The organism is uncultured Sulfuricurvum sp. (assembly GCF_937936435.1).
Taxonomy (GTDB): Bacteria; Campylobacterota; Campylobacteria; order Campylobacterales; family Sulfurimonadaceae; genus Sulfuricurvum.
The window spans coordinates 1-25150 of record NZ_CALDDG010000072.1; the positions used below are offsets into that span (position 1 = coordinate 1).

General features: G+C 46.1%; 23 protein-coding genes and 3 tRNA genes. 7 read left to right on the plus strand and 19 right to left on the minus strand.

The genetic code is table 11. The features are described 5' to 3' along the window. The first annotated feature begins 828 nt into the window (after positions 1 to 828). From flgB to Q0389_RS07620, 4 genes are read left to right on the plus strand one after another with little or no spacing between them, the layout of a single operon-like run. Positions 829 to 1260, plus strand: coding sequence for a flagellar basal body rod protein FlgB (flgB, locus tag Q0389_RS07605; protein WP_298693268.1), 432 nt, complete (start codon positions 829 to 831; stop codon positions 1258 to 1260). 10 nt (positions 1261 to 1270) lie between these two features. After that, positions 1271 to 1765 (plus strand): flagellar basal body rod protein FlgC, encoded by a 495-nt coding sequence (gene flgC / locus Q0389_RS07610; RefSeq protein WP_298693270.1) that lies wholly within the window; start codon positions 1271 to 1273, stop codon positions 1763 to 1765. Positions 1766 to 1780: 15 nt separating this feature from the next. Beyond that, entirely contained in the window at positions 1781 to 2083 is a 303-nt protein-coding gene (gene fliE / locus Q0389_RS07615) for a flagellar hook-basal body complex protein FliE (protein WP_298693271.1), read from the plus strand. A 14-nt stretch (positions 2084 to 2097) separates the two neighbouring features. After that, positions 2098 to 3897 carry a penicillin-binding protein 2 gene (locus Q0389_RS07620; protein WP_298693272.1) on the plus strand — a complete coding sequence of 600 codons (1800 nt, stop codon included), beginning with the start codon at positions 2098 to 2100 and terminating at the stop codon, positions 3895 to 3897. On the opposite strand, the gene Q0389_RS07625 is transcribed toward Q0389_RS07620, so the two are convergent. Both Q0389_RS07625 and panC read right to left on the minus strand, forming a co-directional pair. Further along, the gene (locus Q0389_RS07625) at positions 3875 to 4411 is read right to left on the minus strand and encodes a hypothetical protein (RefSeq protein WP_298693273.1); all 537 of its coding nucleotides are present in this window, start codon (positions 4409 to 4411) and stop codon (positions 3875 to 3877) included. The genes Q0389_RS07620 and Q0389_RS07625 overlap by 23 nt on opposite strands. A gap of 1 nt (position 4412) precedes the next feature. Continuing rightward, positions 4413 to 5234, minus strand: coding sequence for a pantoate--beta-alanine ligase (gene panC / locus Q0389_RS07630; protein WP_298693274.1), 822 nt, complete (start codon positions 5232 to 5234; stop codon positions 4413 to 4415). Between the two features lie 77 nt (positions 5235 to 5311). On the opposite strand from panC, the gene prfB reads away from it, so the two are divergent. Next, positions 5312 to 6418 carry a peptide chain release factor 2 gene (prfB, locus tag Q0389_RS07635; RefSeq protein WP_298693275.1) on the plus strand — a complete coding sequence of 369 codons (1107 nt, stop codon included), beginning with the start codon at positions 5312 to 5314 and terminating at the stop codon, positions 6416 to 6418. Here prfB and Q0389_RS07640 read toward each other — a convergent pair whose 3' ends face one another. Then, on the minus strand, positions 6419 to 6745 hold the full coding sequence (locus Q0389_RS07640; RefSeq protein WP_298693276.1) for a hypothetical protein: 327 nt from the start codon (positions 6743 to 6745) through the stop codon (positions 6419 to 6421). A 59-nt stretch (positions 6746 to 6804) separates the two neighbouring features. Here Q0389_RS07640 and Q0389_RS07645 point away from each other — a divergent pair, with 59 nt between their 5' ends. Further along, positions 6805 to 7545 carry an arginyltransferase gene (locus Q0389_RS07645; RefSeq protein WP_298693278.1) on the plus strand — a complete coding sequence of 247 codons (741 nt, stop codon included), beginning with the start codon at positions 6805 to 6807 and terminating at the stop codon, positions 7543 to 7545. Then, positions 7523 to 8131 carry a fumarylacetoacetate hydrolase family protein gene (locus Q0389_RS07650; RefSeq protein WP_298693279.1) on the plus strand — a complete coding sequence of 203 codons (609 nt, stop codon included), beginning with the start codon at positions 7523 to 7525 and terminating at the stop codon, positions 8129 to 8131. The genes Q0389_RS07645 and Q0389_RS07650 overlap by 23 nt, the downstream gene beginning before the upstream one ends. A gap of 43 nt (positions 8132 to 8174) precedes the next feature. On the opposite strand, the gene fusA is transcribed toward Q0389_RS07650, so the two are convergent. The 16 genes from fusA to Q0389_RS07730 all read right to left on the minus strand — a co-directional run bounded on the left by fusA (position 8175) and on the right by Q0389_RS07730 (position 25149). Continuing rightward, positions 8175 to 10259, minus strand: a complete 2085-nt coding sequence (gene fusA, locus Q0389_RS07655; RefSeq protein ID WP_298693280.1) for an elongation factor G — start codon at positions 10257 to 10259, stop codon at positions 8175 to 8177. A 77-nt stretch (positions 10260 to 10336) separates the two neighbouring features. After that, positions 10337 to 10804, minus strand: a complete 468-nt coding sequence (gene rpsG, locus Q0389_RS07660) for a 30S ribosomal protein S7 (protein WP_013461124.1) — start codon at positions 10802 to 10804, stop codon at positions 10337 to 10339. A gap of 73 nt (positions 10805 to 10877) precedes the next feature. Continuing rightward, complete coding sequence (gene rpsL, locus Q0389_RS07665) at positions 10878 to 11258, minus strand: 30S ribosomal protein S12 (RefSeq protein ID WP_013461125.1); 381 nt, start codon at positions 11256 to 11258, stop codon at positions 10878 to 10880. 170 nt (positions 11259 to 11428) lie between these two features. Next, positions 11429 to 15937, minus strand: coding sequence for a DNA-directed RNA polymerase subunit beta' (gene rpoC, locus Q0389_RS07670; RefSeq protein ID WP_298693281.1), 4509 nt, complete (start codon positions 15935 to 15937; stop codon positions 11429 to 11431). Next, positions 15930 to 20075 (minus strand): DNA-directed RNA polymerase subunit beta, encoded by a 4146-nt coding sequence (gene rpoB, locus Q0389_RS07675; RefSeq protein ID WP_298693282.1) that lies wholly within the window; start codon positions 20073 to 20075, stop codon positions 15930 to 15932. Before rpoB ends, rpoC begins: the two co-directional genes overlap by 8 nt. Before the next feature lie 165 nt (positions 20076 to 20240). Further along, entirely contained in the window at positions 20241 to 20615 is a 375-nt protein-coding gene (gene rplL, locus Q0389_RS07680) for a 50S ribosomal protein L7/L12 (protein ID WP_298693284.1), read from the minus strand. 69 nt (positions 20616 to 20684) lie between these two features. Continuing rightward, entirely contained in the window at positions 20685 to 21170 is a 486-nt protein-coding gene (gene rplJ, locus Q0389_RS07685) for a 50S ribosomal protein L10 (RefSeq protein ID WP_298693285.1), read from the minus strand. A 141-nt stretch (positions 21171 to 21311) separates the two neighbouring features. Continuing rightward, complete coding sequence (gene rplA / locus Q0389_RS07690; protein WP_298693286.1) at positions 21312 to 22007, minus strand: 50S ribosomal protein L1; 696 nt, start codon at positions 22005 to 22007, stop codon at positions 21312 to 21314. Between the two features lie 68 nt (positions 22008 to 22075). Further along, on the minus strand, positions 22076 to 22501 hold the full coding sequence (gene rplK / locus Q0389_RS07695) for a 50S ribosomal protein L11 (protein WP_013461131.1): 426 nt from the start codon (positions 22499 to 22501) through the stop codon (positions 22076 to 22078). 21 nt (positions 22502 to 22522) lie between these two features. Further along, on the minus strand, positions 22523 to 23053 hold the full coding sequence (gene nusG / locus Q0389_RS07700; RefSeq protein WP_298693287.1) for a transcription termination/antitermination protein NusG: 531 nt from the start codon (positions 23051 to 23053) through the stop codon (positions 22523 to 22525). Between the two features lie 9 nt (positions 23054 to 23062). Next, positions 23063 to 23248, minus strand: a complete 186-nt coding sequence (gene secE, locus Q0389_RS07705) for a preprotein translocase subunit SecE (RefSeq protein ID WP_298693288.1) — start codon at positions 23246 to 23248, stop codon at positions 23063 to 23065. 61 nt (positions 23249 to 23309) lie between these two features. Beyond that, positions 23310 to 23385: transfer RNA gene (locus Q0389_RS07710), tRNA-Trp, on the minus strand. A gap of 24 nt (positions 23386 to 23409) precedes the next feature. After that, on the minus strand, positions 23410 to 23562 hold the full coding sequence (gene rpmG, locus Q0389_RS07715; RefSeq protein WP_013461134.1) for a 50S ribosomal protein L33: 153 nt from the start codon (positions 23560 to 23562) through the stop codon (positions 23410 to 23412). Positions 23563 to 23601: 39 nt separating this feature from the next. Further along, the gene (gene tuf, locus Q0389_RS07720) at positions 23602 to 24801 is read right to left on the minus strand and encodes an elongation factor Tu (RefSeq protein ID WP_298693289.1); all 1200 of its coding nucleotides are present in this window, start codon (positions 24799 to 24801) and stop codon (positions 23602 to 23604) included. 97 nt (positions 24802 to 24898) lie between these two features. Further along, a tRNA-Thr gene (locus Q0389_RS07725) sits at positions 24899 to 24973 on the minus strand. 99 nt (positions 24974 to 25072) lie between these two features. Continuing rightward, positions 25073 to 25149 (minus strand) — tRNA-Gly (locus tag Q0389_RS07730). Position 25150 lies beyond the last annotated feature (1 nt).

Consider the following 25150-nt stretch of genomic DNA (forward strand, 5'->3'; position numbering starts at 1 on the left):
AGATAAAGGAATGTGACTGGAGTTCAGACGTGTGCTCTTCCGATCTCCACCAGGACAAAATCCGGTTGATCCGGTGTTCGGACGTTAGAATAAAAAAGAGGAAAAAAGCGACGGAACCACCTATAAGCGTCATAAAAAACCGAAAACTGCTTCCGGCGAAAAACAGAAGAAATGCAAGGGTTAACGCCAATACGATAACCTGCCCCAAGTCGTTTTGCAAAAAAGCGATCAAAAACATAATTACGATGAAAACCGCCGCATACGGGAGAAACCGTTTAAACTCTTCGGTCACTCCGATATTGGCATGATGCCCCAGTTTCCGTGAAAAGCTCCATGCCAAAAAATAGACGAATCCTATTTTGAAAAACTCCACCGGAGCGAGTGAAAATCCGAACAACCGTATCCACCGTTTGGCTCCCCCTACTTCGCTGACCAGCGATGCCGGGAGAAACGGCATGACAAGCATTAGCACAATTCCGCCGAAAAAAAGGCCCAAACCCAGGCGATGCAGCCAGATATCGGGATTAAGCTGTGCCAATCCCCACATCAGCAAAATCGAAATAATACCCACGATCAACTCGCGCAGAACGAAGTGAAAGTCGTTGTATTCAAATAAGATAACGGTATATGCTGAAAGCGTATACGAACAAATAATTCCTATCGTAATCAATGCGGTTGTCAAAAGAAATAATTTTTTATCAGGCATTTTCGGGCTTATACTGTATAATTTGTAGAAGTATATCGTTCTTTGTACAAGAGTACGATAAAAGGGAATTGGAATATTAATTGCTTATTGATCCGTAAGCAAACGGATGAAAGGGGACTCAAATGGGAATCAATATCTCGCGTGCACACGATTTGATGCAAAGCGCACTCGACTATCGTGCCGCACGTCAGGATATGATCGCCGGTAATATCGCAAATGCCGACACTCCGTTTTATCGTCCCCGTGACATCCGTTTTGAAGATGTACTGGCACAAAAAAGTGCGACTATCTTTGCGGACAAATCGCAAACGCTTGAAATGACCCGTACCGACGGTGCCCATCTCAGCGGAGGAGATACCCAAAGCAGTACCAAAGCATCGACTTTCTTTCGGGACGGACACATGGCACGCAACGACGGCAACAGCGTTGATTTGGATGTCGAGACGACGGAAATGGCCAAAAACTCGACAATGTTCAACGCCATCACTGCCGCCCTCAAGAAAGATTCGGCTATTTTTAAAAGCGTCATCGACGCTTCCGGCAAAACGTCGTAAGGATTAAATCATGGCATTTTTAAACAGTTTTGACATCAGTGGATACGGATTATCGGCTCAACGCGTCCGCGTCAATACGATCAGTTCCAACATCGCCAATGCGCAGACCACCCGAACCGACGAAGGAGGGCCGTATCGCCGTCAGGAAGTCGTTTTTAAAGCCATCGATTTCAATAAAGCTTACAATCAGGCATTAGCACAGGATACCTCCGCATTGGGTTATAGCGATCCATTAAAAGAAGGACTCGAAGGGCTCAAACCCAATCCGGCGATTATGAGCGTCGTCGTCGATAAAATCACCCGCGACGATAAAGCGCCGAAGATGAAATACGATCCTTCCCATCCCGACGCGGATGCAAACGGATACGTTGCCTACCCTAATATTAATCCTGTCGTCGAAATGGCCGATTTAGTCGAAGCAACTCGTTCATACCAAGCGAACGTCGCAGCGTTTGAAAGTTCTAAAACCATGGCGACCAATGCCATATCAATTTTACAAGCCTAAGAAGGATAACCCGTTATGGCCGATATTCAATCGATAAAATCTCTCTCAACCGCCGATCTGCTTGGCAGCAAAAAAAGCGGAGCGGGTGAAACGGGAAAAACCGATTTTGCGGAAGAGCTTAAAAGTGCTTTGGGCAATGTCAATCAAATGCAGGTAGACGGTGAAAAAGCGATGAGCGATATCGCCACCGGATCGGTCAAAGACCTTCACCAAGCGGCGATTGCCATCGATAAAGCCGAAATCAGCATGAAGCTGATGCTGGAAGTACGAAATAAAGCGCTTAGTGCATACAAAGAAATCACTCGAACGCAAATGTGATTTAGCCTCTTCGTATGCGCCATTCCAATAAATCGAAAAAGATACTTGCCCTATTTCTCGTTCTGATGTCGGGATTTGCCATTTTCATAATGGTGATGTTCTATACCGCCGTACATCATCGCGACATCCCCTCTATCTACTCCGAAGAGAGTGCCAAAGCACAGCGTGGCTCCATCATAAGTGCCGACGGATACCACATCGCTACGACCCAAAAGCTGTATAAAGCGGTCGTCAATACCCGTAATATCGATCCCGGGAAAGAGGAACTTTTCATCCAGCTTTTCAGTATCTACAGCGGCATCGACCCTTCTGAAATACGCCAACGCCTCCATACCCGCAAAGGCTCGGTTACCCTCAGCTACCATATCAGCCAAAAAGAGGCGATGTATCTTAAAACACTTGCCTTCGAATTACGCCGTTTAGGAGTTTTTGTCGAGTATGAAACACCTGACGGCAACCGTATTTTGCAGGGTCTGAATGTCATCGAAAGCGGCGAAGCACGTGAGTACCCTTACGGCAAACTTCTTACACCGCTGCTCGGATACCCGCGTAAAATCGAAGAAGAAGGGTATACCCGTGTATACGGAATCAAGGGGTTGGAGAAGTTTTTTGACGAAGAGCTCAATCCTCAGCAAAATAAAACTCAAAAAGCGCTGCGCGACGTTAACGGCTATCTGATTCTCAATAAACAAAGCGACGTAAAACGCCAAATCAATGGTCTGACCGTTAAACTCAACATCCCGATTGCCCTTCAGGCACGCGTCGAAACCATCACCGACAAGATCAAAGAACAATTACAGGCCGATGAAATCATCGCAACCGTCATGGAGTCTAAAAGCGGAAAAATTATCGCACTGGCCAGCTCAAACCGCTTCGAACCCAACCATATCCGGCGGGAGGATTACCCTTCGCTCAATACCAATGCCATCGAATACAGCTATGAGCCGGGATCGGTTATCAAACCGATCATCTTTGCGATCATGCTCGACAAAGGGCTTATCAACCCCTACGATATGGTCAACGGGCACAACGGACGCTTCACAATGGGACGAAAAACAATTGTCGACGAACACCCCTTTAGCATGATCAGTGCCGAAGACGTCATTGTCCACTCTTCCAATATCGGGATCGCGCAACTCGCCCAAAAACTGAACGGCGTAGAGTACACCGAAGGGCTCAAACGATTCGGTTTCACCCATTTCAGCGGTATCGATCTGCCGTATGAAAAACGGGGGTCCGTCCCTTCATCGACGCAACTCAACAACTATCTGTACAAAGCGATCACCGCTTACGGATACGGGATGCGGGCAAACGCGATGCAGCTTGTCAAAGCGTTCAATGTCTTTAACAACGGCGGAAAACTGGTCAACCCGATGGTCGTCGAAGCTCTGAATGATGATAACGGACGGATTATCCCGATGCAGGTTCAAAGCCCGATACAGGTTATCTCCCCGGCAACGGCGGAACGGATGAAACAGATATTGATTAAAACCGTCAACGAAGGGACGGGAACCATCGCCAAAACCCCCGGCTTGGAAGTCGGCGGGAAAACCGGAACGGCACACATCGCGAAAAACGGCGGATACCTCAACAGTTATCACACGTCGTTTATCGGATTCGCCAATGACCACAAACACAAATATACGATCGGGATCACCGTCATTAACCCGAAAACCGTCTATTTCGCTTCGATCACAGCCGTTCCCGTTTTCAAAGGGATCGTCGATATGATGATCGAAGAAAAATATCTGACTCCCGATCCGGCAGCCGTAAGTGCCGCCGAAGAGGCTCCTACGCCGCCGCCACACCTTTAAGGGCTTTTTGGATCACTTTTGTCGCCTCTTTTTCGATCAGATAGTGTTTCTGGATTCCCCACACCTCGATCACCGCATCGGCTTTGACAAACCACTTGTGCTCCGGACGGAAGGTTCCGATTAGACGGGAACCGTTCTTCAACATTGTCGGATCGATTTTCAATACCAGAGGTACCGTCTTCGTCTCTCCCGATTCGATCAGGATCGGCTCTTTCTCGCTGGCCTTTACTTCTCCATGAGCCACTTCCTCTTTCTCATCACTTAAGCGATAGGTAAGGGAAACGATTTTGAGACCGCTGTGCCATTTATTGATCACTTTTAAATCCGTCCCGATACGGATTTCCCCCTTATCGACGGGAGCACCTAACAGTGCCAAAACACCGAACATCACATCGGCACCGCTATTTTCTAGCCGGACATTTCCGACCGGCTCGATCATGATGTCTTCTCCCATTTTCGGAGTACATCCTCCAAGCACTATCCCCGCAACGGCTGCCGCAATCCAAATGCGCATCTTACATCCACACGTTGTCAATGAGTCGGGTAGAGCCTACACGTGCCGCGACCAAAACGATCGTATCCCCGATCACCACATGCGAAAGGGATTCGAACCGTCGGTTGACGACCGCGGCATATTCTACCTCCAGCGGAGCCAAAATATCCATCATCGCTTTTTGGATCGGCACAACATCCAGTGTCCCCTGCATCACCATGTTTGTCGAGCACTTCAATGCGGCAGAGAGTTTAAGCGCCTCGGTACGCTCTTCCACGCTCAAATAGACATTGCGCGAGGAGAGGGCCAGCCCGTCTTTTTCCCGCACCGTCTCCATCGGTACGATCTCGACGCCCATAAACAGGTTTTCCACCATCTGGGTAATCAGTGCGAGCTGCTGCGCATCTTTTTTCCCGAAATAGGCACGTGTCGGACGTACCAGATTCAACAGTTTCATAACGACGGTCAGCACTCCGTCAAAATGGCCCGGACGTGACACTCCTTCTAGAATGTAGCCTCGTACATCCGGAGCTATAATCCGTACTTCATCGTCTCCGTACATAGCGCTCACATCGGGATAAAAAAGGATATCCACCCCGCTGAGCTCACAGATTTTAAAATCGGCCTCTTCACGGCGCGGGTATTTCGAGAGGTCTTCTCCCGGCAGGAACTGTGTCGGATTGACGAAGATCGATACGACAACTGTATCGTTATTGCCACGTGCGGCTTCTACCAAACTCCGATGCCCGATATGCAGTGCGCCCATCGTCGGGACGAATCCTACCGATCCGGTCTTCCCTTTCAGCGCGTCACGAAGTTCCGTTGCCGACCTTGCGATAATCATTGTTTTAGCCTCTTTAGAATATAATCGCAATTATAATAGACTTATTCATAATTAAATAACACTCCAGGAATAAATGCGTGGACCACTACGAATATACCGAATTACTGAAAACCCTGACCGTCAAGATGCAAAATGTCACCGACGTCGTCCGCCCCGATGAAATCAGCGCACGGTTGAGCGCGATTGAAGAGCTCGAAAACTCGGACGGGTTTTGGAATGACGCAGCGGCTGCGGGAGTTATTCAAAAAGAGAAGACTCAGCTAGAGCGCCGTCTTGCCAAATACTCTAAAACATTCAACGCTCTGGGCGACGCCGCCGATCTGTATGAAATGGCAAAAGACGAAGGAGACGATGAAACGGTAGATTCCCTTTTCGCAGACGCTCCAAAGCTTGAAAACCAGGTCAAATCGATGGAGATCGAAGTTCTCCTCAGCGGTGAACACGACAGTCTCAATGCGATTGTTACGATTCATCCGGGTGCCGGAGGGACAGAGTCCCAAGACTGGGCTTCCATGCTGCTACGTATGTATACCCGCTGGGCGGAACGCCATGATTTCACCGTAGAGATGCTCGACTATCAAGCGGGCGAAGAGGCGGGGATCAAAGACGCCGCCCTTTTGATCAAGGGGATCAATGTCTACGGCTACCTCAAAAATGAAAACGGTATCCACCGTCTGGTACGTATCAGTCCATACGATTCGGCGGCGAAACGCCATACCAGTTTCACCTCGGTCATGATCTCTCCGGAACTCGACGATGATATCGAGATCGAAATCGAAGACAAAGATATCCGTTTGGATACCTATCGCGCTTCCGGTGCGGGAGGACAACACGTCAATAAAACCGAATCAGCGATCCGTATCACCCATATCCCGACCGGTATCGTCGTACAATGCCAAAACGACCGTTCACAGCACAAGAACAAAGCGACCGCGTTTAAAATGTTAAAAAGCCGATTGTATGAGCTTGAAATGGAGAAAAAACAGGCTGCCGTCGATGGTATCGAGAAAAGTGAAAACGGATGGGGACATCAGATCCGCTCATACGTGTTGGCACCGTACCAACAGGTCAAAGACACCCGCTCGGGTATCCCTTACTCCAATATCAGCAATATTCTCGACGGGGATATCGATGAGATGATCGAAGGGGTTCTCATCGCTCTAAGCCGCAAGGACGGGGAATAATCACTCCCTTTTTTTCGATATCAGCCCATAGATTAAAAATCCGATTCCGGCGATGATAATAACGATGAGGGTATAGCGCAGGTGCTCTGCCTGCTTCTCCCGATACGCTTTCATGATAGGGCTTTCTTCCGCTTTTTTGGAAGGACTCACTGCCCCGCCGCTCATCCGCGCTTCCATCGCTTCCACTTTTTGGGCATAGGCCTCTTCTTCGCTCACAACCGGCGTTCCGGTATTATCCCAAAATACCATCCCCAATGCAATCAGTATCAACACAATCCCAAGCCCGATCGAAAGTCCTCGTTTATGTTTGTGTATCCATTCTTGCATTTTTTTCTCCCGTGCGCATTACAGCATTATTTTACGAAATTTATGGAAAAATCTCTCTTATGAACATAATTAAAGAGTGTGCATTACACGAACCTTGCGCCTATATCGACGGAAATTCCCAAAGCATTCATTATAAAATCATACAAGAGTGCTCTACGTCCGATTGCGAAGCCTTGATTCTACGCGGTTGGAGACGATTCGGATCGATGTATTTTCGCCCGATCTGTTCCGAGTGCAAAGCGTGCGAAAGTCTCAAAATCGATGTGCAGCATTATATTTTTAGCAAATCCGAACGTCGTGTCTTGCGTAAAAACAGCCATCTGACGACCATTGTACGCCACCCTACTCTGACACGGGAACATCTTAACCTCTTTGACCGTTACCACACCTACAAGCACCATACCCGCTCTTGGGACGCCCCTAAAGTCGATCCGAAAAACTATTACGCCTCTTTCGTTCAGGGGCATGGCGATTTCGGTTATGAAATCCTCTATTTCGAAAGGGAAAAACTGATCGCCGTCGATTTGGTCGACATATTAGAAGAGGGGATCAGTGCATTGTATTGCTACTATGATCCCGAATACAGTGCCCAATCCTTAGGGCGCTATACCTTGCTCGAACAAATCGCCCTTACGCAACGCTTAGGGCTCAAATGGGTCTATCTGGGCTATTACGTCGAACAATGCCAAAGTCTGGCGTATAAAGGGGGATATCGCCCTTCTTTGATCTTGCAGGGCAGACCCGAAGAGTACGAGCTTCCCCAATGGAGTTCTTTTCATGCAGACTGTCAGATTCAATAACACGGATATCATTCCGTCCAAGATCGTCTGTATCGGACGCAACTATGTCGAACATATCTACGAGCTTGGGAATGAAATCCCCGCTTCCATGGTCGTCTTCAACAAACCCAACTCTGCGATCACCGACACCCTCCATTTTATTACCCATGATACCCGATTCGAAGGGGAAATCTGTTTTCTAATTATGGACGGAGAGATCGCCGGAATCGGTTTCGGATTCGATTTGACCAAAGCACAATTGCAAAATCATCTTAAATCCAAAGGTCTGCCGTGGGAACGTGCCAAAGGATTTGACGGTTCGGCCGTTTTAAGCCCTTTCATCCCATTTAACGCGTCATTGGAATCCTTACGGATGACGCTGCATATTAACGGTGTATTGACACAGGAAGCGACCTATGAGCTGATGATCTACAAACCGCTTCAAATCATCGAAGAGATCAAGACGTTCATGAGCTTCGAAGACGGGGATATCATCATGAGCGGAACACCTAAAGGGGTCAGTACTTATACTATTGGTGATACATTTATCGGACGGGTTTACAGTGACGATCGACTGTTGATAGAAAATTCGTGGATTGTTAAGTAAAAAGAAGAAAATCTCCCCGAAGGGAGAGAAGTAAGAAACTCTCTTAGCTGTTACGCTTTTTGATGATCTCTTCGGCAACGTTACGTGGAACTTCTTCGTAGTGATCGAATTCCATAGAGTAACTTGCACGTCCTTGTGTCGCTGAACGAAGGTCAGTTGAGTAACCGAACATTTCAGACAACGGTACGAATGCGTTAACGATTTTGTTACCTGAACGGTCACCCATGTTGTTAACTTGTCCGCGGCGGCGGTTAAGGTCACCGATAACGTCACCCATGAAGTTTTCAGGAACTTCAACTTCAACTTTCATCAACGGCTCAAGGATCGCCGGGCTTGCTTTACGTGCAGCCTCTTTGAATCCCATAGATGCAGCCAATTTAAACGCCATCTCAGAAGAGTCGACCTCATGGTATGAACCGTCGTACAATGCAACTTCGATATCTTCGATCGGATAACCGGCAAGAACACCTTTTTGCATTGCTTCTTGACACCCTTTTTCAACCGCAGGAATGTACTCTTTTGGAATAACCCCACCTTTGATCTCATTTTTAAAGGTGTAACCTGTACCCGCTTCACCCGGCTTAACACGGATGTAGATGTGACCGAATTGTCCGCGTCCACCTGATTGTTTCGCGTATTTGTACTCTTGGTTAACTTCGTTACGGATTGCTTCACGGTATGCAACTTGTGGAGCTCCCACTTCCGCTTCAACTTTAAATTCACGGAACATACGGTCAACAAGGATCTCAAGGTGAAGCTCACCCATACCCGAAATAATGGTTTGACCCGTTTCTTCATCGGTATGAACACGGAACGATGGATCTTCCGCAGCCAATTTACCGAGTGCGATACCCATTTTTTCTTGGTCCGCTTTGGTTTTCGGCTCAACCGCAACCGAAATAACCGGCTCAGGGAAGTGCATACGCTCCAAGATCACGCGATCTTTGTCATCACACAATGTATCTCCGGTAGTGGTGTCTTTAAGACCGACAACCGCACCGATTTCCCCTGCGTAAAGGGCTTTAATCTCTTCACGTTTATTCGCGTGCATTTTCAAAAGACGGCCGATACGCTCTTTTTTACCTTTGGTGGTATTGATCGCGTATGAACCTGACTCAAGAACACCACGGTACATACGTACGAATGTCAATTGTCCGACAAACGGGTCGGTCATAATTTTGAACGCCAAACCGGCAAACGGCTCATCGTCGGTAGAGTTTACTACAACTTCAACCTCTTCGTCTTCTTCTTTGGTACCACGGATTTGTGCTACTTCAAGCGGAGACGGGAGATACGCGACAACGGCGTCAAGAAGAGTTTGTACCCCTTTGTTTTTGAACGATGTTCCGCATACCATCGGGATGATTTCCATTTTCAAACAACCCGCTTTGATACCTCGAATAATCTCTTCGTTGGTGAGTTCACCCTCTTCGAAGAATTTTTCCATCAATGAATCGTCACCCTCAGCAGCCGCTTCCATCATTTTGGCACGGTACTCTTCGGCTTTGTCCATCAAATCGGCCGGAATCTCTTCCTCACGGTAGTTTGAACCCATTGCCGCATCATCATCCCATACGATCGCTTTCATTTTTACGAGGTCGATAACCCCTTTAAACGCATCTTCTTGTCCGATAGGAAGTTGAATAGGTACCGGATTCGCTTTCAAACGATCGGTAATTTGGCTCTCTACGTTGTAAAAATCGGCACCGATACGGTCCATTTTATTAACATAAACGATACGGGGTACACCGTAACGGTTTGCTTGACGCCATACGGTTTCCGATTGTGGTTGAACACCTCCAACCGCACAAAATACCGCTACGGCACCGTCAAGTACACGCATAGAACGCTCAACTTCGATGGTGAAGTCAACGTGACCCGGAGTATCAATAATATTGATCTGTTTTCCGGCCCATTCACACGTTGTCGCCGCCGATGTGATCGTAATACCGCGCTCTTGCTCTTGCTCCATCCAGTCCATGGTTGCAGCACCTTCGTGAACCTCACCGATTTTATGTGATACACCGGTGTAGAACAAAATACGTTCCGTTGTTGTCGTTTTACCCGCGTCGATGTGAGCGGCGATACCGATGTTTCTTACGTCTTCAAGTTTATGGGATCTTGCCATGATAATAGCCCTTAATAGAGTTTATAGTGGATTGGAAAATGATAACCCGAGAGGGTTATCAAAGGGTTACGATAATCTTACCAGCGATAGTGAGCGAACGCTTTATTCGCTTCAGCCATTTTGTAAGTATCTTCTTTCTTTTTGAACGCTGTACCTTTGTCGTTTGCAGCATCTGATAACTCATTTGCCAAACGCTCTGCCATAGTGCGCTCGTTACGTTTGCGTGCCGCATCGGTTAACCAGCGGATAGCAAGAGAAAGTTGGCGTACAGGACGAACTTCTACTGGAACTTGGTAGGTCGCTCCACCCACACGGCGGCTTTTTACTTCGATAACTGGTTTGATGTTCTCAATCGCAGCGTTGAATACTTCGATACCTGTTTTTTCACCACGTGAACCCATGATATCCAATGCACCGTACATGATTTTCTCAGCGGTACTTTTTTTACCGTCCCACATGATTTTATTGATGAATTTCGTCAATACTTTTGAACCATGAACCGGGTCAGGCATAATTTCGCGAACGGGCGCTTTTCTTCTTCTCATAATGTTTCCTTCAATGTTATTTCATTTACTCAAAATACGGTCATCAGAAACCGAATCTTGTCAGACTAGTTGATTATTTTTTAGCCTTAGCTTTTTTCGTTCCGTATTTAGAACGAGATACTTTACGGTCTTTAACACCCGCTGTATCGAGAGCACCACGTACGATATGGTATTTAACCCCCGGTAAGTCTTTTACACGACCACCACGAACAAGAACGATAGAGTGCTCTTGCAAGTTGTGACCCTCACCACCGATATAACTAATAACTTCAAACCCTGAAGTCAAACGAACTTTAGCAACTTTACGAAGCGCCGAGTTCGGTTTTTTAGGGGTTGTAGTATATACACGAGTACATACACCACGACGTTGTGGGCATGACACCAAAGCGGGTGATTTTGATTTTTTCACTACCGCTTGTCGCTCTTTACGAATAAGTTGGTTGATTGTTGGCACACAATCTCCTTTGTTGAATTGTTCCAGTAGAATATATAATCCGCTCATGACGAGGGGACTAATAAACGCGCAATGGTATCCAATTTTTGTTTAATTTGAGCTTATTTTAAGGAAGTTTTAATTGAAGATAAAAGGGGGAAATCGGTCTGCCTCCGCAGAGGTAGAACCGATTATTCGTTAAACATAATCGTTTGGTCTTTATAAATCCCGGTACCGACCGGAATCGTACGACCGATAATGACGTTCTCTTTAAGATCGGTCAAGTCGTCAATTTTCGCCGCTACTGCCGCTTCGGTCAAGACTTTTGTGGTATCTTGGAACGATGCCGCCGAGATGATCGAGTCTGCACTGACCGCTGCACGGGTGATACCGACAAGGTACGGCTCAGCGATTGCAGGTTCACCGCCGAGGCGGAGGATTTTTTCATTCTCGACTTTGAACTGCGCTTTAGAAACGATATCGCCCTCGATGAATTTCGTATCCCCTGAACGGAGGATTTTGATTTGGCGCAACATCTGAGTAAAGATAACTTCGATGTGTTTGTCCGCGATGCTAACCCCTTGACGGCGGTAAACTTGCTGAACTTCACTGACAAGATAGTTATACAATGCTTTGACACCCAAAATTCTCAAAATCTCGTGTGAGCTGATGATACCATCCGTCAAACGCTCACCGGCGTGAACGAACTCTCCCGGGTGAACCAGAACTGCCAATGCTTTATCGACAAAGTACTCTTTGACCATTCCATTCTCTGACGTAATTAAAATACGCTCTTTACCGCGCAACGGTTTACCGAAGCTGACAACCCCGTCGAGTTCTGCGATCAACGCTACTTCTTTCGGTTTACGTGCTTCGAAGAGTTCCGATACCCGTGGAAGACCCCCGGTGATATCGCGCGATTTTTGAAGCGCTTTCGGTGTACGTGCCAAGATATCGGCTACTTTTACTTCCGCCCGGTCTTGTGCGAAAATCGCTGTTTTCGGCTCAACCGAGTAACGGATGATCGATCCGTCGCTGGAAGCAAGGACGATCGCCGGTTTGAATTCCGGCGCAACGTATTCGTTGATCATCAAACGGGTTTTCCCAGTCAACTCGTCGAACTGTTCTGACGCAGTAACACCCGGGATAATGTCTTCAAATGTGATGACACCATCAGTTTCAGAGATGATCGGATTCGAATACGGATCCCACTCAGCGATAACAATCGACTCCTCTTTTTGAGGTTTTGCGATCAATGTATCCGCTTTTACCGCTTCATTGTCCGCTGTTTCGATGATCGAGCCGCGCGCAATATAGTGACGGATCGCTTCGCGCTCTTCGCTGTCGGCGACAACGGCGAACAACCCTTTCTCTTCAACGCTGTACCCTTTAGCCACTTCGTAATGGCGCTCAAGATAATCGCCTTTAAGGAGGTAATACTTGACTACCCCTTTCTCTTTAGCGTAAATTTTCTGCGTGATCGGTGCACCGTCTTTCACTTGAATCTCAGACGCATACGGGATACGGTTCGGAACGTTCCAACCGTCTTTAATCGTTTCGACGATCGACTCATCCGCTTTTACCGCAGTGCCATTTTCGTACGGAAGGTAGAATTTACCTTCGATTTTACCGCTGACACCGGCAAGTTCGTTCGGTTTTGCCACTTCGTTTTTACGGAGCGTATAGCGAACGGTTTGGCTTTCACCTTTAACGCTGACGATCACCTCGTCATGGATTGTTTGAATCTCAACGGTTCCGTTAAACGGAGCTTTGATTTTCGGTTCAACCAAAAGGATTGCCGCATTACGTCGATTTGCAACGATTTGTTTCCCCTCTTTTGAAAGGTAGGTTTTCATGTTGTAATAACGGATAAAACCTTCTTTTGTCGCAACAACCTGACGCTCTTCACGGGTACTTGATGCAGTTCCCCCGACGTGGAAGGTACGAAGTGTCAACTGTGTACCCGGTTCCCCGATCGATTGAGCCGCGATAATACCGACCGCTTCCCCTTTACGTACGATTCCGCCGCTGCCGAGGTTAACCCCGTAACAAAGGGCACAAATTCCCCCTTCGGATTTACACGTTGTCGGAGTACGGATTTGAACCGACTTGATTCCGGCTTCGACAATTTTCGATGCTTTGATCTCATCGATCAACGTCCCCTCAGAGTAAAGGATCTCATTCGTAATCGGATCAATCGCATCTTCTGCCAATACACGGCCGTAAATACGGTCTTCGAGTGGCTCGATCAATTCATTACCGACAGAAATATCGGTCAACTCGATCCCCTCATGGGTTCCGCAGTCGTGCTCAACGATTTTTACGTTTTGGGCAACGTCGACAAGTTTACGGGTCAAATAACCCGCATTCGCTGTTTTCAACGCGGTATCCGCAAGACCTTTACGGGCACCGTGGGTTGAAATAAAGTACTCAAGAACGTTCAAACCTTCTTTAAAGTTTGAGATAATCGGCGTTTCGATGATCGAACCGTCCGGTTTCGCCATAAGTCCCCGCATACCGGCAAGCTGACGAATTTGTGCCGCAGAACCCCGCGCTCCAGAATCCGCCATCATAAAGATCGAGTTAAACCCGTCTTTATCGCCTTGGATAAGCTCCATCATTCCGCCCGCAACGGTATTATTCGTATCGGTCCAGACGTCAATGATTTTGTTATAGCGTTCTTGTTCCGTCAAAAGACCCGCTTCAAATTGCTTTTGGATCTCTTTTACACGGTTTTTAGAAGCGACAATCAGACCCGCTTTTTCTTCCGGAATGATGATGTCGGCGATCGAGATCGATACACCTGATTTCGTCGCATATTTGAAACCGAGGTTTTTCAAATCATCCAAGAATCCAGCTGTTACTGCAATACCGCCGTGTTTGTTGACATAATCAACCAATGCTGAGATGTTTTTCTTTTTCATCACGACATTCCACAGTTCCGCCGGAACGAAAGACGGAAGAATCGATTGCAAAATAATACGCCCTGCGGTCGTATGAATCATACGCCCATCCACACGAGTACGCACTTTTGCATGCAAATCAAGGGCATTGTGTTCCAATGCGATCATGATCTCGTCAACATTGCTGAACAGTTTATTTGACCCTTTGACATCATTTTTTGCCAATGTCAGATAATAGATTCCCAAGACCATATCTTGCGAAGGGGTCGCAATCGCTTTACCCGATGCCGGAAGCAAGATGTTCATAGATGAGAGCATCAAAACTTTTGCTTCGGCAATCGCTTCAGCCGACAATGGAACGTGAACTGCCATTTGGTCACCGTCGAAGTCCGCATTGAACGCCGCACAAACGAGCGGATGCAATTGGATCGCTTTACCGTCGATCAGTTTCGGGTGAAACGCTTGGATCGAAAGTTTGTGAAGCGTCGGAGCACGGTTAAGCATAACCGGATACCCCTCAACGATTTCAGCAAGACATTCCCAAACTTCGTTGGTTTTTTCTTCGATCATTTTTTTCGCCGCTTTAACGGTCGTCGCGTACCCTTTATCTTCAAGTTTAGCGATCAAATGCGGTTTGAAAAGTTCCAATGCCATTTGTTTCGGCAATCCGCACTGATCCATTTGAAGGTTAGGTCCGACAACGATAACCGAACGTCCCGAGAAGTCAACACGTTTACCGAGAAGGTTTTGACGGAAACGCCCTTGCTTACCTTTGATGATCTCAGAGAGCGATTTCAACGGACGTTTGTTCGCCCCTTTAACCGCGTTTGCACGACGGCCGTTGTCGAACAACGCATCCACCGCTTCTTGCAACATACGTTTTTCGTTACGTACGATAATTTCCGGCGCTTCAAGTTCGATAAGACGTTTAAGACGTTGGTTACGGTTGATTACACGGCGATAGAGGTCATTGACATCCGATACCGCGAATTTTCCGCCGTCCAAGCTTACCAACGGGCGAAGTTCAGGAGGAAGAACCGGCAATGCGGTTAGCATCATCCACGCCGGATTGTTCCCTGAATTCAGGAACGACTCGATAACTTTCAAACGTTTGACGATCGTTTTACGTTTTGCTTCGGAGTTTGTCCCCGCTACTTCTTCTTTCAATGCAGAGAAAAGATCAACAAGGTCGAGTTCGTCAAGAAGATCACGAACCGCTTGTCCTCCCATTTCCGCAGAGAAACCGCTATCTCCGTAACGTTGTACCAATGTACGGTATTGCTCTTCATTCAATACGTCGTATTTCAAAACGGCAGAGGTTTGCTCACCATCGTAATACGCTTCGCCGCCGCTTTTAACGATGTATGCTTCGTAATACAATACGCGTTCAAGGTCTTTCATCTTCACACCGAGCAACGTACCGATACGGCTTGGAAGTGAACTGACATACCAGATATGCGCTACCGGAGTTACAAGATCGATATGTCCCATGCGGGTACGGCGAACTTTTGCAGAAGTGACTTCAACGCCACATTTCTCACAAATGACACCTTTATAGCGCATTTTTTTATATTTTCCGCACAAACATTCGTAATCGCGAACCGGTCCGAAAATTTTGGCACAAAACAACCCGTCACGTTCCGGTTTAAGGGTTCGGTAATTGATCGTTTCCGGCTTTTTGACTTCACCGTGACTCCATGAGAGAATTCTCTCCGGAGACGCAAGTCTAAATTGCAGTTGTTTAATATCCGTCGGGCGATTCTCTTCAGTTACGGCAACCGGTACTAATTTACTCATTGTCATCCACCTCGTCAAAAATCTCAATATCAAGCGCCAATGATTGGAGCTCTTTGGTTAATACAAACAGCGTTTCAGGGATACCTGATGCCGGTACGCTTTCACCTTTCGTAATCGCTTTATAGGCACGAACACGTCCGTCGACGTCATCCGATTTGATCGTCAACATCTCTTTAAGAACCGCAGAAGCACCGTATGCTTCCAATGCCCATACTTCCATCTCCCCGAAACGTTGTCCACCGAACAGCGCTTTACCACCAACCGGTTGTTGAGTAACGAGAGAGTATGGTCCGGTTGAACGGGCATGCACTTTTTCATCAACCAAGTGGTGAAGTTTAAGCATGTACATATACCCGACGTTGACACGTTCTTTCATTTTGTCTCCGGTTTTACCGTCGTACAATTCCATTTTACCGTCAGTGTCGAGTTTGGCCAATTCAAACAATTTGGCGAATTCAGCTTCGGTAACCCCTTCGAAGATCGGAGTCGCGAATTTAACCCCTTTTGACCAGTCTTGTGCATAACCGAGCAAGGTTTGATCGTCCATATCGCCAAGAAGTTTTGCAGCGTGCATCAAACCGGCAACATCGGCGAAAGAGATCATCTTAGTACGAAGTTCACCGATAAACTCTTTTTGTTTCGCTTCGAAAATATCTTGAATTTGGAACCCAAGTTCTTTACCGACCATACCAAGGTGCATTTCAAGGATTTGCCCGATGTTCATACGAGACGGGACCCCAAGCGGATTCAAACAAACGTCGACTGAACGTCCGTTTGCCATGTACGGCATGTCAACTTGAGGAACGATCGTGGAGACGATACCTTTGTTCCCGTGACGTCCCGCCATTTTATCCCCGACTTTGAGTTTACGTTTTGTCGCGATGTACACTTTTACGAATTTCACAACACCGTTTGGAAGAATGTCGTCTTTTTCCAAGATAGAGAGTTTCTCTTCGTGTTCGTCACGGAATTTTTTCTTCTCTTTTTGGAAGTGGTTCTTCGTTTGGTTGTATTTTTCTTGAATATCGTCGCTGAATGCTTTAACAACGTTATTCATCGCAAAACGGTTAACCTCTTTAAGGTCATCCGCTCTTACGTTTTCACCCGCTTTATATTCGTTTCCGTTGATGTTTACATCGCTAAGCAACGGATGTTTGGTCAACAACGATACGATGCGGAGCATCTCTTCTTTGTCGATCATCAAAAGACGGTCGTAATGTTCGCGTTCGAGTTCGTCACGTTCTTGTTTTTCAAGTTCAAGGGTGCGAGGATCTTTGTCGTATCCTTTTTTCGTGAATACTTTAACGTCGACGACGACCCCTTCCATACTCGGAGTACAATAAAGCGATTTGTTGACAACGTGACCCGCTTTTTCACCGAAGATGGCACGTAGCAAACGCTCTTCTGGAGTCGGTTTTACTTCGCCTTTCGGAGAAACTTTACCGACAAGGATCATCCCCCCTTTTACATACGTACCGATTTTTACGATACCGCTATCATCAAGGTGAGAGAGTTCTTCGTCACGAACGTTCGGAATGTCACGTGTGATCTCTTCAACACCGTGTTTAAGTTCACGTGCTTCCGCCTCTTTTTCATAGATATGGACCGAAGTAAACGCATCTTCGCGGATCATGCGCTCAGACATAACGATCGCATCCTCGAAGTTATATCCGTTCCACGGCATGAACGCCACAAGAGCATTGATACCCAGAGCCAATTCACCTTTGTCCATGTTCGGACCATCGGCGATGATTTGCCCTTTGCTTACCATTTGCCCTTGTTTGACGATCGGTTTTTGCAAGAACGTCGTGTTTTGGTTGGTACGAAGATTTTTTTGCAACGGATAATAGTCAATGAACGTTCCGTCTTCGTCTTCACCCATGATATAGACATGTTTTGAATCGACTTTTTCTACGATACCGCTGCGTTCCGCTTTAACACATTCCCATGAATCACGGGCAACGAGTTTCTCTACCCCGGTTCCGACCATCGGCGCTTCCGGCCGCAATAACGGAACGGCTTGACGTTGCATGTTCGATCCCATCAATGCACGGTTCGCGTCATCGTGTTCCAAGAACGGAATCAAGCTTGCCGCAACACCGACAACCATATGCGGAGTCAAGTCACGTAGTTCACACTCTTTCGGTGATTTAAGAATAATCTCGCCGTCTTGACGGATTTCAACCAAATCATCCAAGAAGTTACCGTTTTCATCCACACGGCTTGATGCCGCAGCGATGATTTTCCCTTCTTCCTGAGTTGCTGTCAAATATACGACTTCAGAGGTTACGACACCGTCTTTAACGACGTTGTAAGGAGCTTCGATAAACCCGTGTTCATTAACTTTAGAATAAGTTGCCAACGTATTGATCAAACCGATGTTTTGCCCCTCCGGAGTCTCAATCGGACAGATACGGCCGTAGTGAGTCGGGTGAACGTCACGCACTTCAAATCCGGCACGCTCTTTGACAAGACCACCTTCCCCGAGTGCCGATAGACGACGTTTATGGGTAACTTCCGACAACGGATTCGTTTGGTCCATAAATTGTGACAATTGTCCGCCGCTGAAGAACTCCATGATCGTACTTGTGATCATTTTTGAGTTGATCAAATCATGAGGCATCAATTCAGTAGTCGGTCCGCTCATCGTGCTGAGTTTGTCTTTAATCGCTTTTTGCATTTTGACAAGACCGTTATGAAGCTCATTGCCGAGCAACTCACCGATCGAACGGATACGACGATTACCGAGGTGGTCACGGTCGTCGATGTGACCTTGTCCGTTTTTAACTTTTACGACGTATTTAACCGTGTTGATGATATCTTCGTTGGTCAAAACAGTGACACATTCAGGAACGTTTAGCCCAAGCTTGTGATTCATTTTCATACGACCGACACGTGTCAAGTCATAACGCTCAGGATCGAAGAAAAGCTGATTAACAAATACTTTAGCCGCTTCTTTCGTAACCGGTTCGCCAGGACGCATTACTTTGTAAATACGGATGGCCGATAAATCGTTTTCGTCCTCGATCTCTTCGGTTTGTTTGAGAAGTTTGAGCGAATCGGCATCCGCGATGAATGCATTGATGATAGCGCTGTCATGCCCTTCTGCCAAGTCATTTGCAATTACAAATTCTTTAATGCCGGCTTCCGTCATTTTTTTCAACTTGGTTTCATCCATCTGCGTCATCGTGTCAAACATGATTTCACCGGTTGATGCATCGATAATCGGCTCTGCCAAATGACGTTCAATCAACGTTTCGACAGGGTACTGGATAGAGGTTACACCGTCTTGAATCAGTTTTTCCGCTTTTTTCGCCGACAAACGTTTGCCTGCCGCAACCAAAAGTTTCCCTTCGCTGTCAACGAGATCGTAACCCAGACGTCCGCCAAAGTGTTCCGGATCGAAATCCATCAAATATTTGTTGTTTTCGATACGAATTTTTTGCAACGGATAAAACATTTTCAAGATATCCTGTTTGCTGTATCCCAACGCACGGAACATAATGGTAACAGGAACTTTACGGCGTTTGTTGATACGCATGTAAAGGATATCTTTCGGATCATACTCAAAATAGAGCCATGAACCGCGGTCAGGGATAATCTGACCGGTAAAAATCATTTTGCTTCCGGCAGTCGTTGATTCCTCTTCTTTGAAGATAACCCCCGGTGAGCGGTGGAGCTGATTAACGACGACACGTTCGACACCGTTAATGACAAACGACGTACGATCGGTCATCAAAGGGATATCACGGATAAAAATTGTTTGTTCTTTAATATCTTTGACACCGGTTTTTTCTTTGGTGTTTTCGTCACGGTCCCAAATCATAAGACGTGTTTTCATACGGAGTGACACCGAATAAGTAAGGCCACGTTCCATACATTCGCGTACAGTATATTTTGGACGTCCTACTTCAGAACCCAAATATTCAAGAGAAAGACGGTTTTGTGAATCATGAATCGGGAATACAGACTGGAATACGCGTTCAATACCGCTTTTAGATCGATCTTTTTGATCCAGCATCAAAAAGGATTCATAAGAACTTTGTTGAAGTTGCAATAAATTCGGTACTTCAATTTGTTGGGGAGTTTTCGCGAAATCTACGCGTAAGCGGTTTCCGGAGTGAAGAGTGTTTAACATAGGCTACCTCAATCGAAGTTTTTGATCCCATAGGGATAAGTGCAAAGTCTATGACTCAAGCGTCCTTGAGTCCATAACGACGTATGGGCACTTTACGAAGAAGCTAAAATCCGCTTCGTAAAGTGCCCTGTGGGAGGTGGAGGCAAAAGCCTCCGATCAAAGTGATTATTTGATTTCGACGACAGCGCCCGCTTCTTCAAGCTCTTTTTTCGCTGCTTCAGCATCTTGTTTAGAGATACCTTCTTTAAGAGTTGTAGGTGCACCTTCAACCGCATCTTTAGCCTCTTTAAGACCAAGACCAGTCATCGCACGTACTACTTTAATAACGTTGATTTTTTTGTCACCACCGTCTTTCAAGATAACGTCGAATTCAGTTTTTTCTTCTTCAGCAGCGCCTGCAGCAGCTACAGCTCCACCAGCAACCGCTACCGGTTGAGCAGATACTCCGAATTTTTCTTCGAATTCTTTTACAAGCTCAGAAAGCTCAAGCACTGAAAGGTTTGAGATAAACTCAAGAACATCTTCTTTTGTTACAGCCATAGTATTCTCCTATTAGAATTTTGTTTTATTTATGCCGATAATCTTATCGACGGATTGAAACAGCCGCAATTACGCTGCAGTTTCTTCTTTTTTGCGTTTAAGCGCATCGAGTCCGATAGTAAAGTTGCGAACCGGTCCCATCCAAACGGATGCGAGCATTCCAAGCAACTCTTCGCGTCCCGGTAGGGTAGCGAATGCACGAACTTTATTCTCATCTGCTGGCGCACCTTCGATGTATGCTGTACGAATAACAAATTTATCATTCGCTTTAGCAAAATCAACCGCGGTTTTAGAAGCAGCGATTGCGTCTGTACCCCAAACAAAAATGTTAGTATCTTTAATTTCAATACCTGACATTTCAGCATTGTTAAGAGCGATAGTCGCAAGTGTATTTTTTACCACTTGAACTTTAGCATCTTTTGCCCGTGCAATTTTACGGAGTTCTTCGAGTTCGGATACTGCCAAACCACGATAGTCACACATAATAACTGCAGAAGAAGCTTTGAACTCTTCCGTTAGAGCATTAACAATCTCAGATTTTTGTGCTTTATTCATCATTTCTCCTTTCCAGACACAACTTCAAGCGGGGCGGAATGATTCCGATTAAGGCCAGGCCCCCTACTATCTTCAGTCCATAAGATAAAGCAGCCTTGAAGGCTGCGGTATTTATTGCTCGAAAAGAGCAAAATAGTCCGATTAACGGATATCCAAAAGTTCTTGTGTATCGAATTTAATCGCAGGGCTCATTGTCAACGACAATGCAGCATTTTTAATGTAGCGCCCTTTTGCTGTTGAAGGTTTTGCACGGTTGATCGCAGCAACGAAAGCTTTGATGTTTTCAGCGATTTTGTCACTCTCAAAGCTTACTTTACCGACACCGGCATGGATGTTACCTTTTTTATCAACACGGAAATTAACTTGTCCGCCTTTGACGTTGCTGACCGCTTTTGCGATGTCAGCTGTAACGGTTCCGGTTTTAGGATTCGGCATCATCCCTTTTGGCCCGAGGATACGTCCTACTTGACCGACAAGTCCCATACAATCAGGGGCTGCAACTACGATGTCAAACGGCATGTCGCCTGCTTTGATCATATCAACCAAATCTTCGGCACCGACGATGTCAGCACCTGCATTTTTCGCCTCGTCAACTTTCGCACCTTTAGCGAAAACAGCTACACGAACCACTTTACCCGTACCGTGGGGAAGCACTACCGCGCCACGGATCATTTGGTCGGCGTGACGAGGGTCAACACCAAGATTCAAAGCGATTTCAACTGTTTCGTCAAATTTCGCAGATTTTAGTTCTTTTACGAATACTGAAGCGTCTGCTACCGAGTAGCTTTTCGCCATATCAATCTTTTCGCTGAGTTGTTTATAACGTTTTCCAGCCATGTTAATTCTCCATAATATAGAATCTGCCGCAGAGTTTAGCCTCTTTGCGGTCGAAGAGTTGTGTAGATTTAGTCTACGATATCAACACCCATTGAACGGCATGATCCGGCGATTGTAGCAGCCGCTGCATCAACGTCGTCTGTATTCATATCTTGAATTTTTTGCTTAACGATTTCCATCAATTGAGCTTTAGTGATTTTACCCACTTTGTTTTTCATCGGATTATCAGTCCCTTTTTTAAGACCTGCCGCTTTCATGATGAGAGCAGAAGCCGGAGGCTGTTTCGTGATGAATGAGAACGTTTTATCCGCATATACCGTAATAACTACAGGGAGTTTAAAACCTGCCTTATCTTTAGTACGCTCGTTGAACGCCTTACAAAATTCCATAATATTTACACCGCGTTGACCAAGGGCAGGACCAACCGGAGGTGCCGGGTTAGCCGCACCGGCTTGAACTTGCAACTTGATGTAGCCCGTAATTTTCTTTGCCATTTGTGCTTCCTTTTTTTGAGATTAAATTATTTTTTCGACTTGCGTATATGAAATATCAACCGGGGTACTACGCCCGAAGATAGAAACATTGAGTTTCAACGTACCGTGTTCAAGATCGTATTCGTCTACCGTACCGGTAAAGTTGGCAAACGGTCCGTCAACAATACGGACCATCTCGCCGTTGTCAAAATAGACTTTCGGTTTCGGTGCGGAACGGTTCGTAACACGATCCAAAATAACCGCAATGTCATTATCACTGAGAGGAGTCGGTTTGTTCGACTCGCCGATGAATCCGGCAACTCTCGGAAGGGACTGAATACGGTGTTGTAGATCGATACTCAAATCCATGTTTGCGAAAACGTACCCAGAGTACAATGAACGCTCAGAGATTTTCTTCTTTCCGTTTTTAACTTCGATAACGTCTTCGGTCGGAACGATAACTTCCGTGATGACGTCTTCGAGGTGGTTTTCAGCAATGATATTTTCGATAGCCGCTTTTACGCTTCGCTCACTACCGGCATAAGTTTGAATCGAGTACCAACGATGTGCCATGTTTTTTCCTTAACTCAAAATTGCTGAAACGGTCGCTGACATGATGAAATCAACCAAAGCCAAAAACAATACAATAAACGTAACGACGGCTACGACAGCGATAAACGCTTGTTTAACTTGCGGTTTTGTCGGGAAAATGACTTTTGCAAGTTCCATTTTTGCATTGTGGATATAGTTATTCAGGCTGTTTTTCATTATGTATCCTTGGGACATTTCCAACGAATAAAGCTCAAAAGCATCATTAGTAGAAAATGGGTGGCACGCCAGGAGGGACTCGAACCCCCAACCATCGGATTTGGAATCCGGCGCTCTACCATTAGAGCTACTGACGTATTATAATCCCCGTAGGGGAAAACTTAAAGTTTTGCTTCTTTATGAACCGTATGTTCACGGCAAAATTTACAAAACTTGCGAACTGAAAATTTTTCAGTATGAGTTTTTTTGTTTTTAGTGGTGTGATAGTTACGACGAGTACACTTTTCACACGCTAAATGGATATTTTCACGCATGTTTTACCTTATTAATCCAACCGCGAGGGTTGGGGAAAATTATGCAAGGATTTTAGAAACAACCCCAGCACCGACAGTACGTCCACCTTCGCGGATAGCGAAGCGAGTACCTTCTTCCATAGCGATCGGGTGGATCAATTCAGCGATAATTTTTACGTTATCACCTGGCATAACCATCTCAGTACCTTCTTGCAAAGTGATCGCACCTGTTACGTCTGTTGTACGAACGTAGAATTGTGGGCGGTAACCGTTGAAGAATGGAGTATGACGTCCACCCTCTTCTTTGCTCAATACGTAAATCTCAGCCTCAAATTTTGTGTGAGGAGTGATTGATTTAGGTTTACAAAGAACTTGTCCACGCTCAACATCTTCTTTCTTAGTACCACGGAGAAGAAGACCACAGTTGTCACCCGCTTCACCCATTTCCATTTCTTTACGGAACATCTCAACACCGGTTACGGTAGTTGTTTGTGTATCACGGATACCTACGATCTCGATAGTTTCACCGATTTTGATTGTACCACGCTCGATACGACCAGTAACAACGGTACCACGACCAGAGATAGAGAAAACGTCCTCTACAGGCATCAAGAAATCTTTATCAGTTTCACGAACCGGCTCAGGGATATATTCGTCTACCGCAGCCATAAGCTTTTGGATTTTTGCTGACCACTCACCAAGAGTACCAGTTTTTGCTTCTTCAAGTGCACGAAGAGCTGAACCGGCTACGATTGGAGTATCGTCACCCGGGAAATCATAAGTATCAAGAAGTTCGCGGATTTCCATCTCAACGAGTTCAAGAAGTTCTTCATCATCAACCATATCTTCTTTGTTCATGAAAACAACGATGTACGGAACACCGACTTGTTTAGAAAGAAGGATGTGCTCACGAGTTTGTGGCATCGGGCCGTCTGCTGCAGAAACAACAAGAATCGCTCCGTCCATTTGTGCAGCACCGGTAATCATGTTTTTAACATAGTCGGCATGCCCAGGACAGTCTACGTGTGCATAGTGACGTTTATCTGTTTCGTACTCAACGTGTGAAGTAGCGATCGTAATACCGCGTTCGCGCTCTTCAGGAGCGTTATCGATTTGATCGTAATCCATCATCGCTGCACCGTTTGTTACTGCAAGTACCGCTGTGATAGCTGCAGTCAATGTAGTTTTACCGTGGTCAACGTGACCGATTGTACCGATGTTAACGTGTGGTTTATTACGCGTAAACTTTTCTTTTGCCATAGTGTCCTCCGACTGAATGTGTAAAATGAATTTGGAATTATACCAAAAAACAGCTGAAATAGCTTTCAAGCTTTCAAAAATATTACAAAATTATTACTGGAGCTCACGAGCGGATTTGAACCGCCGACCTCTTCCTTACCAAGGAAGTGCTCTACCCCTGAGCCACGTGAGCAAAAAACAATGATAAAAATGCATTTGGAAGCTTAAAAACTATTTTACGGTTTTAAGGTAATGATGAAGTAAATATTACGAATTGTACTTCAGCTCCCAGTGGAGCGGGAAACGAGACTCGAACTCGCGACATTCAGCTTGGAAGGCTGACGCTCTAGCCAACTGAGCTACTCCCGCA

Excerpts from the sequence above, each read along its gene's own strand:
- flgB (WP_298693268.1), top strand. The coding sequence starts at position 829 with ATGGGAATCAATATCTCGCGTGCACACGATTTGATGCAAAGCGCACTC.
- flgC (WP_298693270.1), top strand. The coding sequence starts at position 1,271 with ATGGCATTTTTAAACAGTTTTGACATCAGTGGATACGGATTATCGGCT.
- fliE (WP_298693271.1), top strand. The coding sequence starts at position 1,781 with ATGGCCGATATTCAATCGATAAAATCTCTCTCAACCGCCGATCTGCTT.
- Q0389_RS07620 (WP_298693272.1), top strand. The coding sequence starts at position 2,098 with ATGCGCCATTCCAATAAATCGAAAAAGATACTTGCCCTATTTCTCGTT.
- Q0389_RS07625 (WP_298693273.1), bottom strand. The coding sequence starts at position 4,411 with ATGCGCATTTGGATTGCGGCAGCCGTTGCGGGGATAGTGCTTGGAGGA.
- panC (WP_298693274.1), bottom strand. The coding sequence starts at position 5,234 with ATGATTATCGCAAGGTCGGCAACGGAACTTCGTGACGCGCTGAAAGGG.
- Q0389_RS07640 (WP_298693276.1), bottom strand. The coding sequence starts at position 6,745 with ATGCAAGAATGGATACACAAACATAAACGAGGACTTTCGATCGGGCTT.
- Q0389_RS07645 (WP_298693278.1), top strand. The coding sequence starts at position 6,805 with ATGAACATAATTAAAGAGTGTGCATTACACGAACCTTGCGCCTATATC.
- Q0389_RS07650 (WP_298693279.1), top strand. The coding sequence starts at position 7,523 with ATGCAGACTGTCAGATTCAATAACACGGATATCATTCCGTCCAAGATC.
- fusA (WP_298693280.1), bottom strand. The coding sequence starts at position 10,259 with ATGGCAAGATCCCATAAACTTGAAGACGTAAGAAACATCGGTATCGCC.
- rpsG (WP_013461124.1), bottom strand. The coding sequence starts at position 10,804 with ATGAGAAGAAGAAAAGCGCCCGTTCGCGAAATTATGCCTGACCCGGTT.
- rpoC (WP_298693281.1), bottom strand. The coding sequence starts at position 15,937 with ATGAGTAAATTAGTACCGGTTGCCGTAACTGAAGAGAATCGCCCGACG.
- rpoB (WP_298693282.1), bottom strand. The coding sequence starts at position 20,075 with ATGTTAAACACTCTTCACTCCGGAAACCGCTTACGCGTAGATTTCGCG.
- rplL (WP_298693284.1), bottom strand. The coding sequence starts at position 20,615 with ATGGCTGTAACAAAAGAAGATGTTCTTGAGTTTATCTCAAACCTTTCA.
- rplJ (WP_298693285.1), bottom strand. The coding sequence starts at position 21,170 with ATGAATAAAGCACAAAAATCTGAGATTGTTAATGCTCTAACGGAAGAG.
- rplA (WP_298693286.1), bottom strand. The coding sequence starts at position 22,007 with ATGGCTGGAAAACGTTATAAACAACTCAGCGAAAAGATTGATATGGCG.
- rplK (WP_013461131.1), bottom strand. The coding sequence starts at position 22,501 with ATGGCAAAGAAAATTACGGGCTACATCAAGTTGCAAGTTCAAGCCGGT.
- nusG (WP_298693287.1), bottom strand. The coding sequence starts at position 23,053 with ATGGCACATCGTTGGTACTCGATTCAAACTTATGCCGGTAGTGAGCGA.
- secE (WP_298693288.1), bottom strand. The coding sequence starts at position 23,248 with ATGAAAAACAGCCTGAATAACTATATCCACAATGCAAAAATGGAACTT.
- rpmG (WP_013461134.1), bottom strand. The coding sequence starts at position 23,562 with ATGCGTGAAAATATCCATTTAGCGTGTGAAAAGTGTACTCGTCGTAAC.
- tuf (WP_298693289.1), bottom strand. The coding sequence starts at position 24,801 with ATGGCAAAAGAAAAGTTTACGCGTAATAAACCACACGTTAACATCGGT.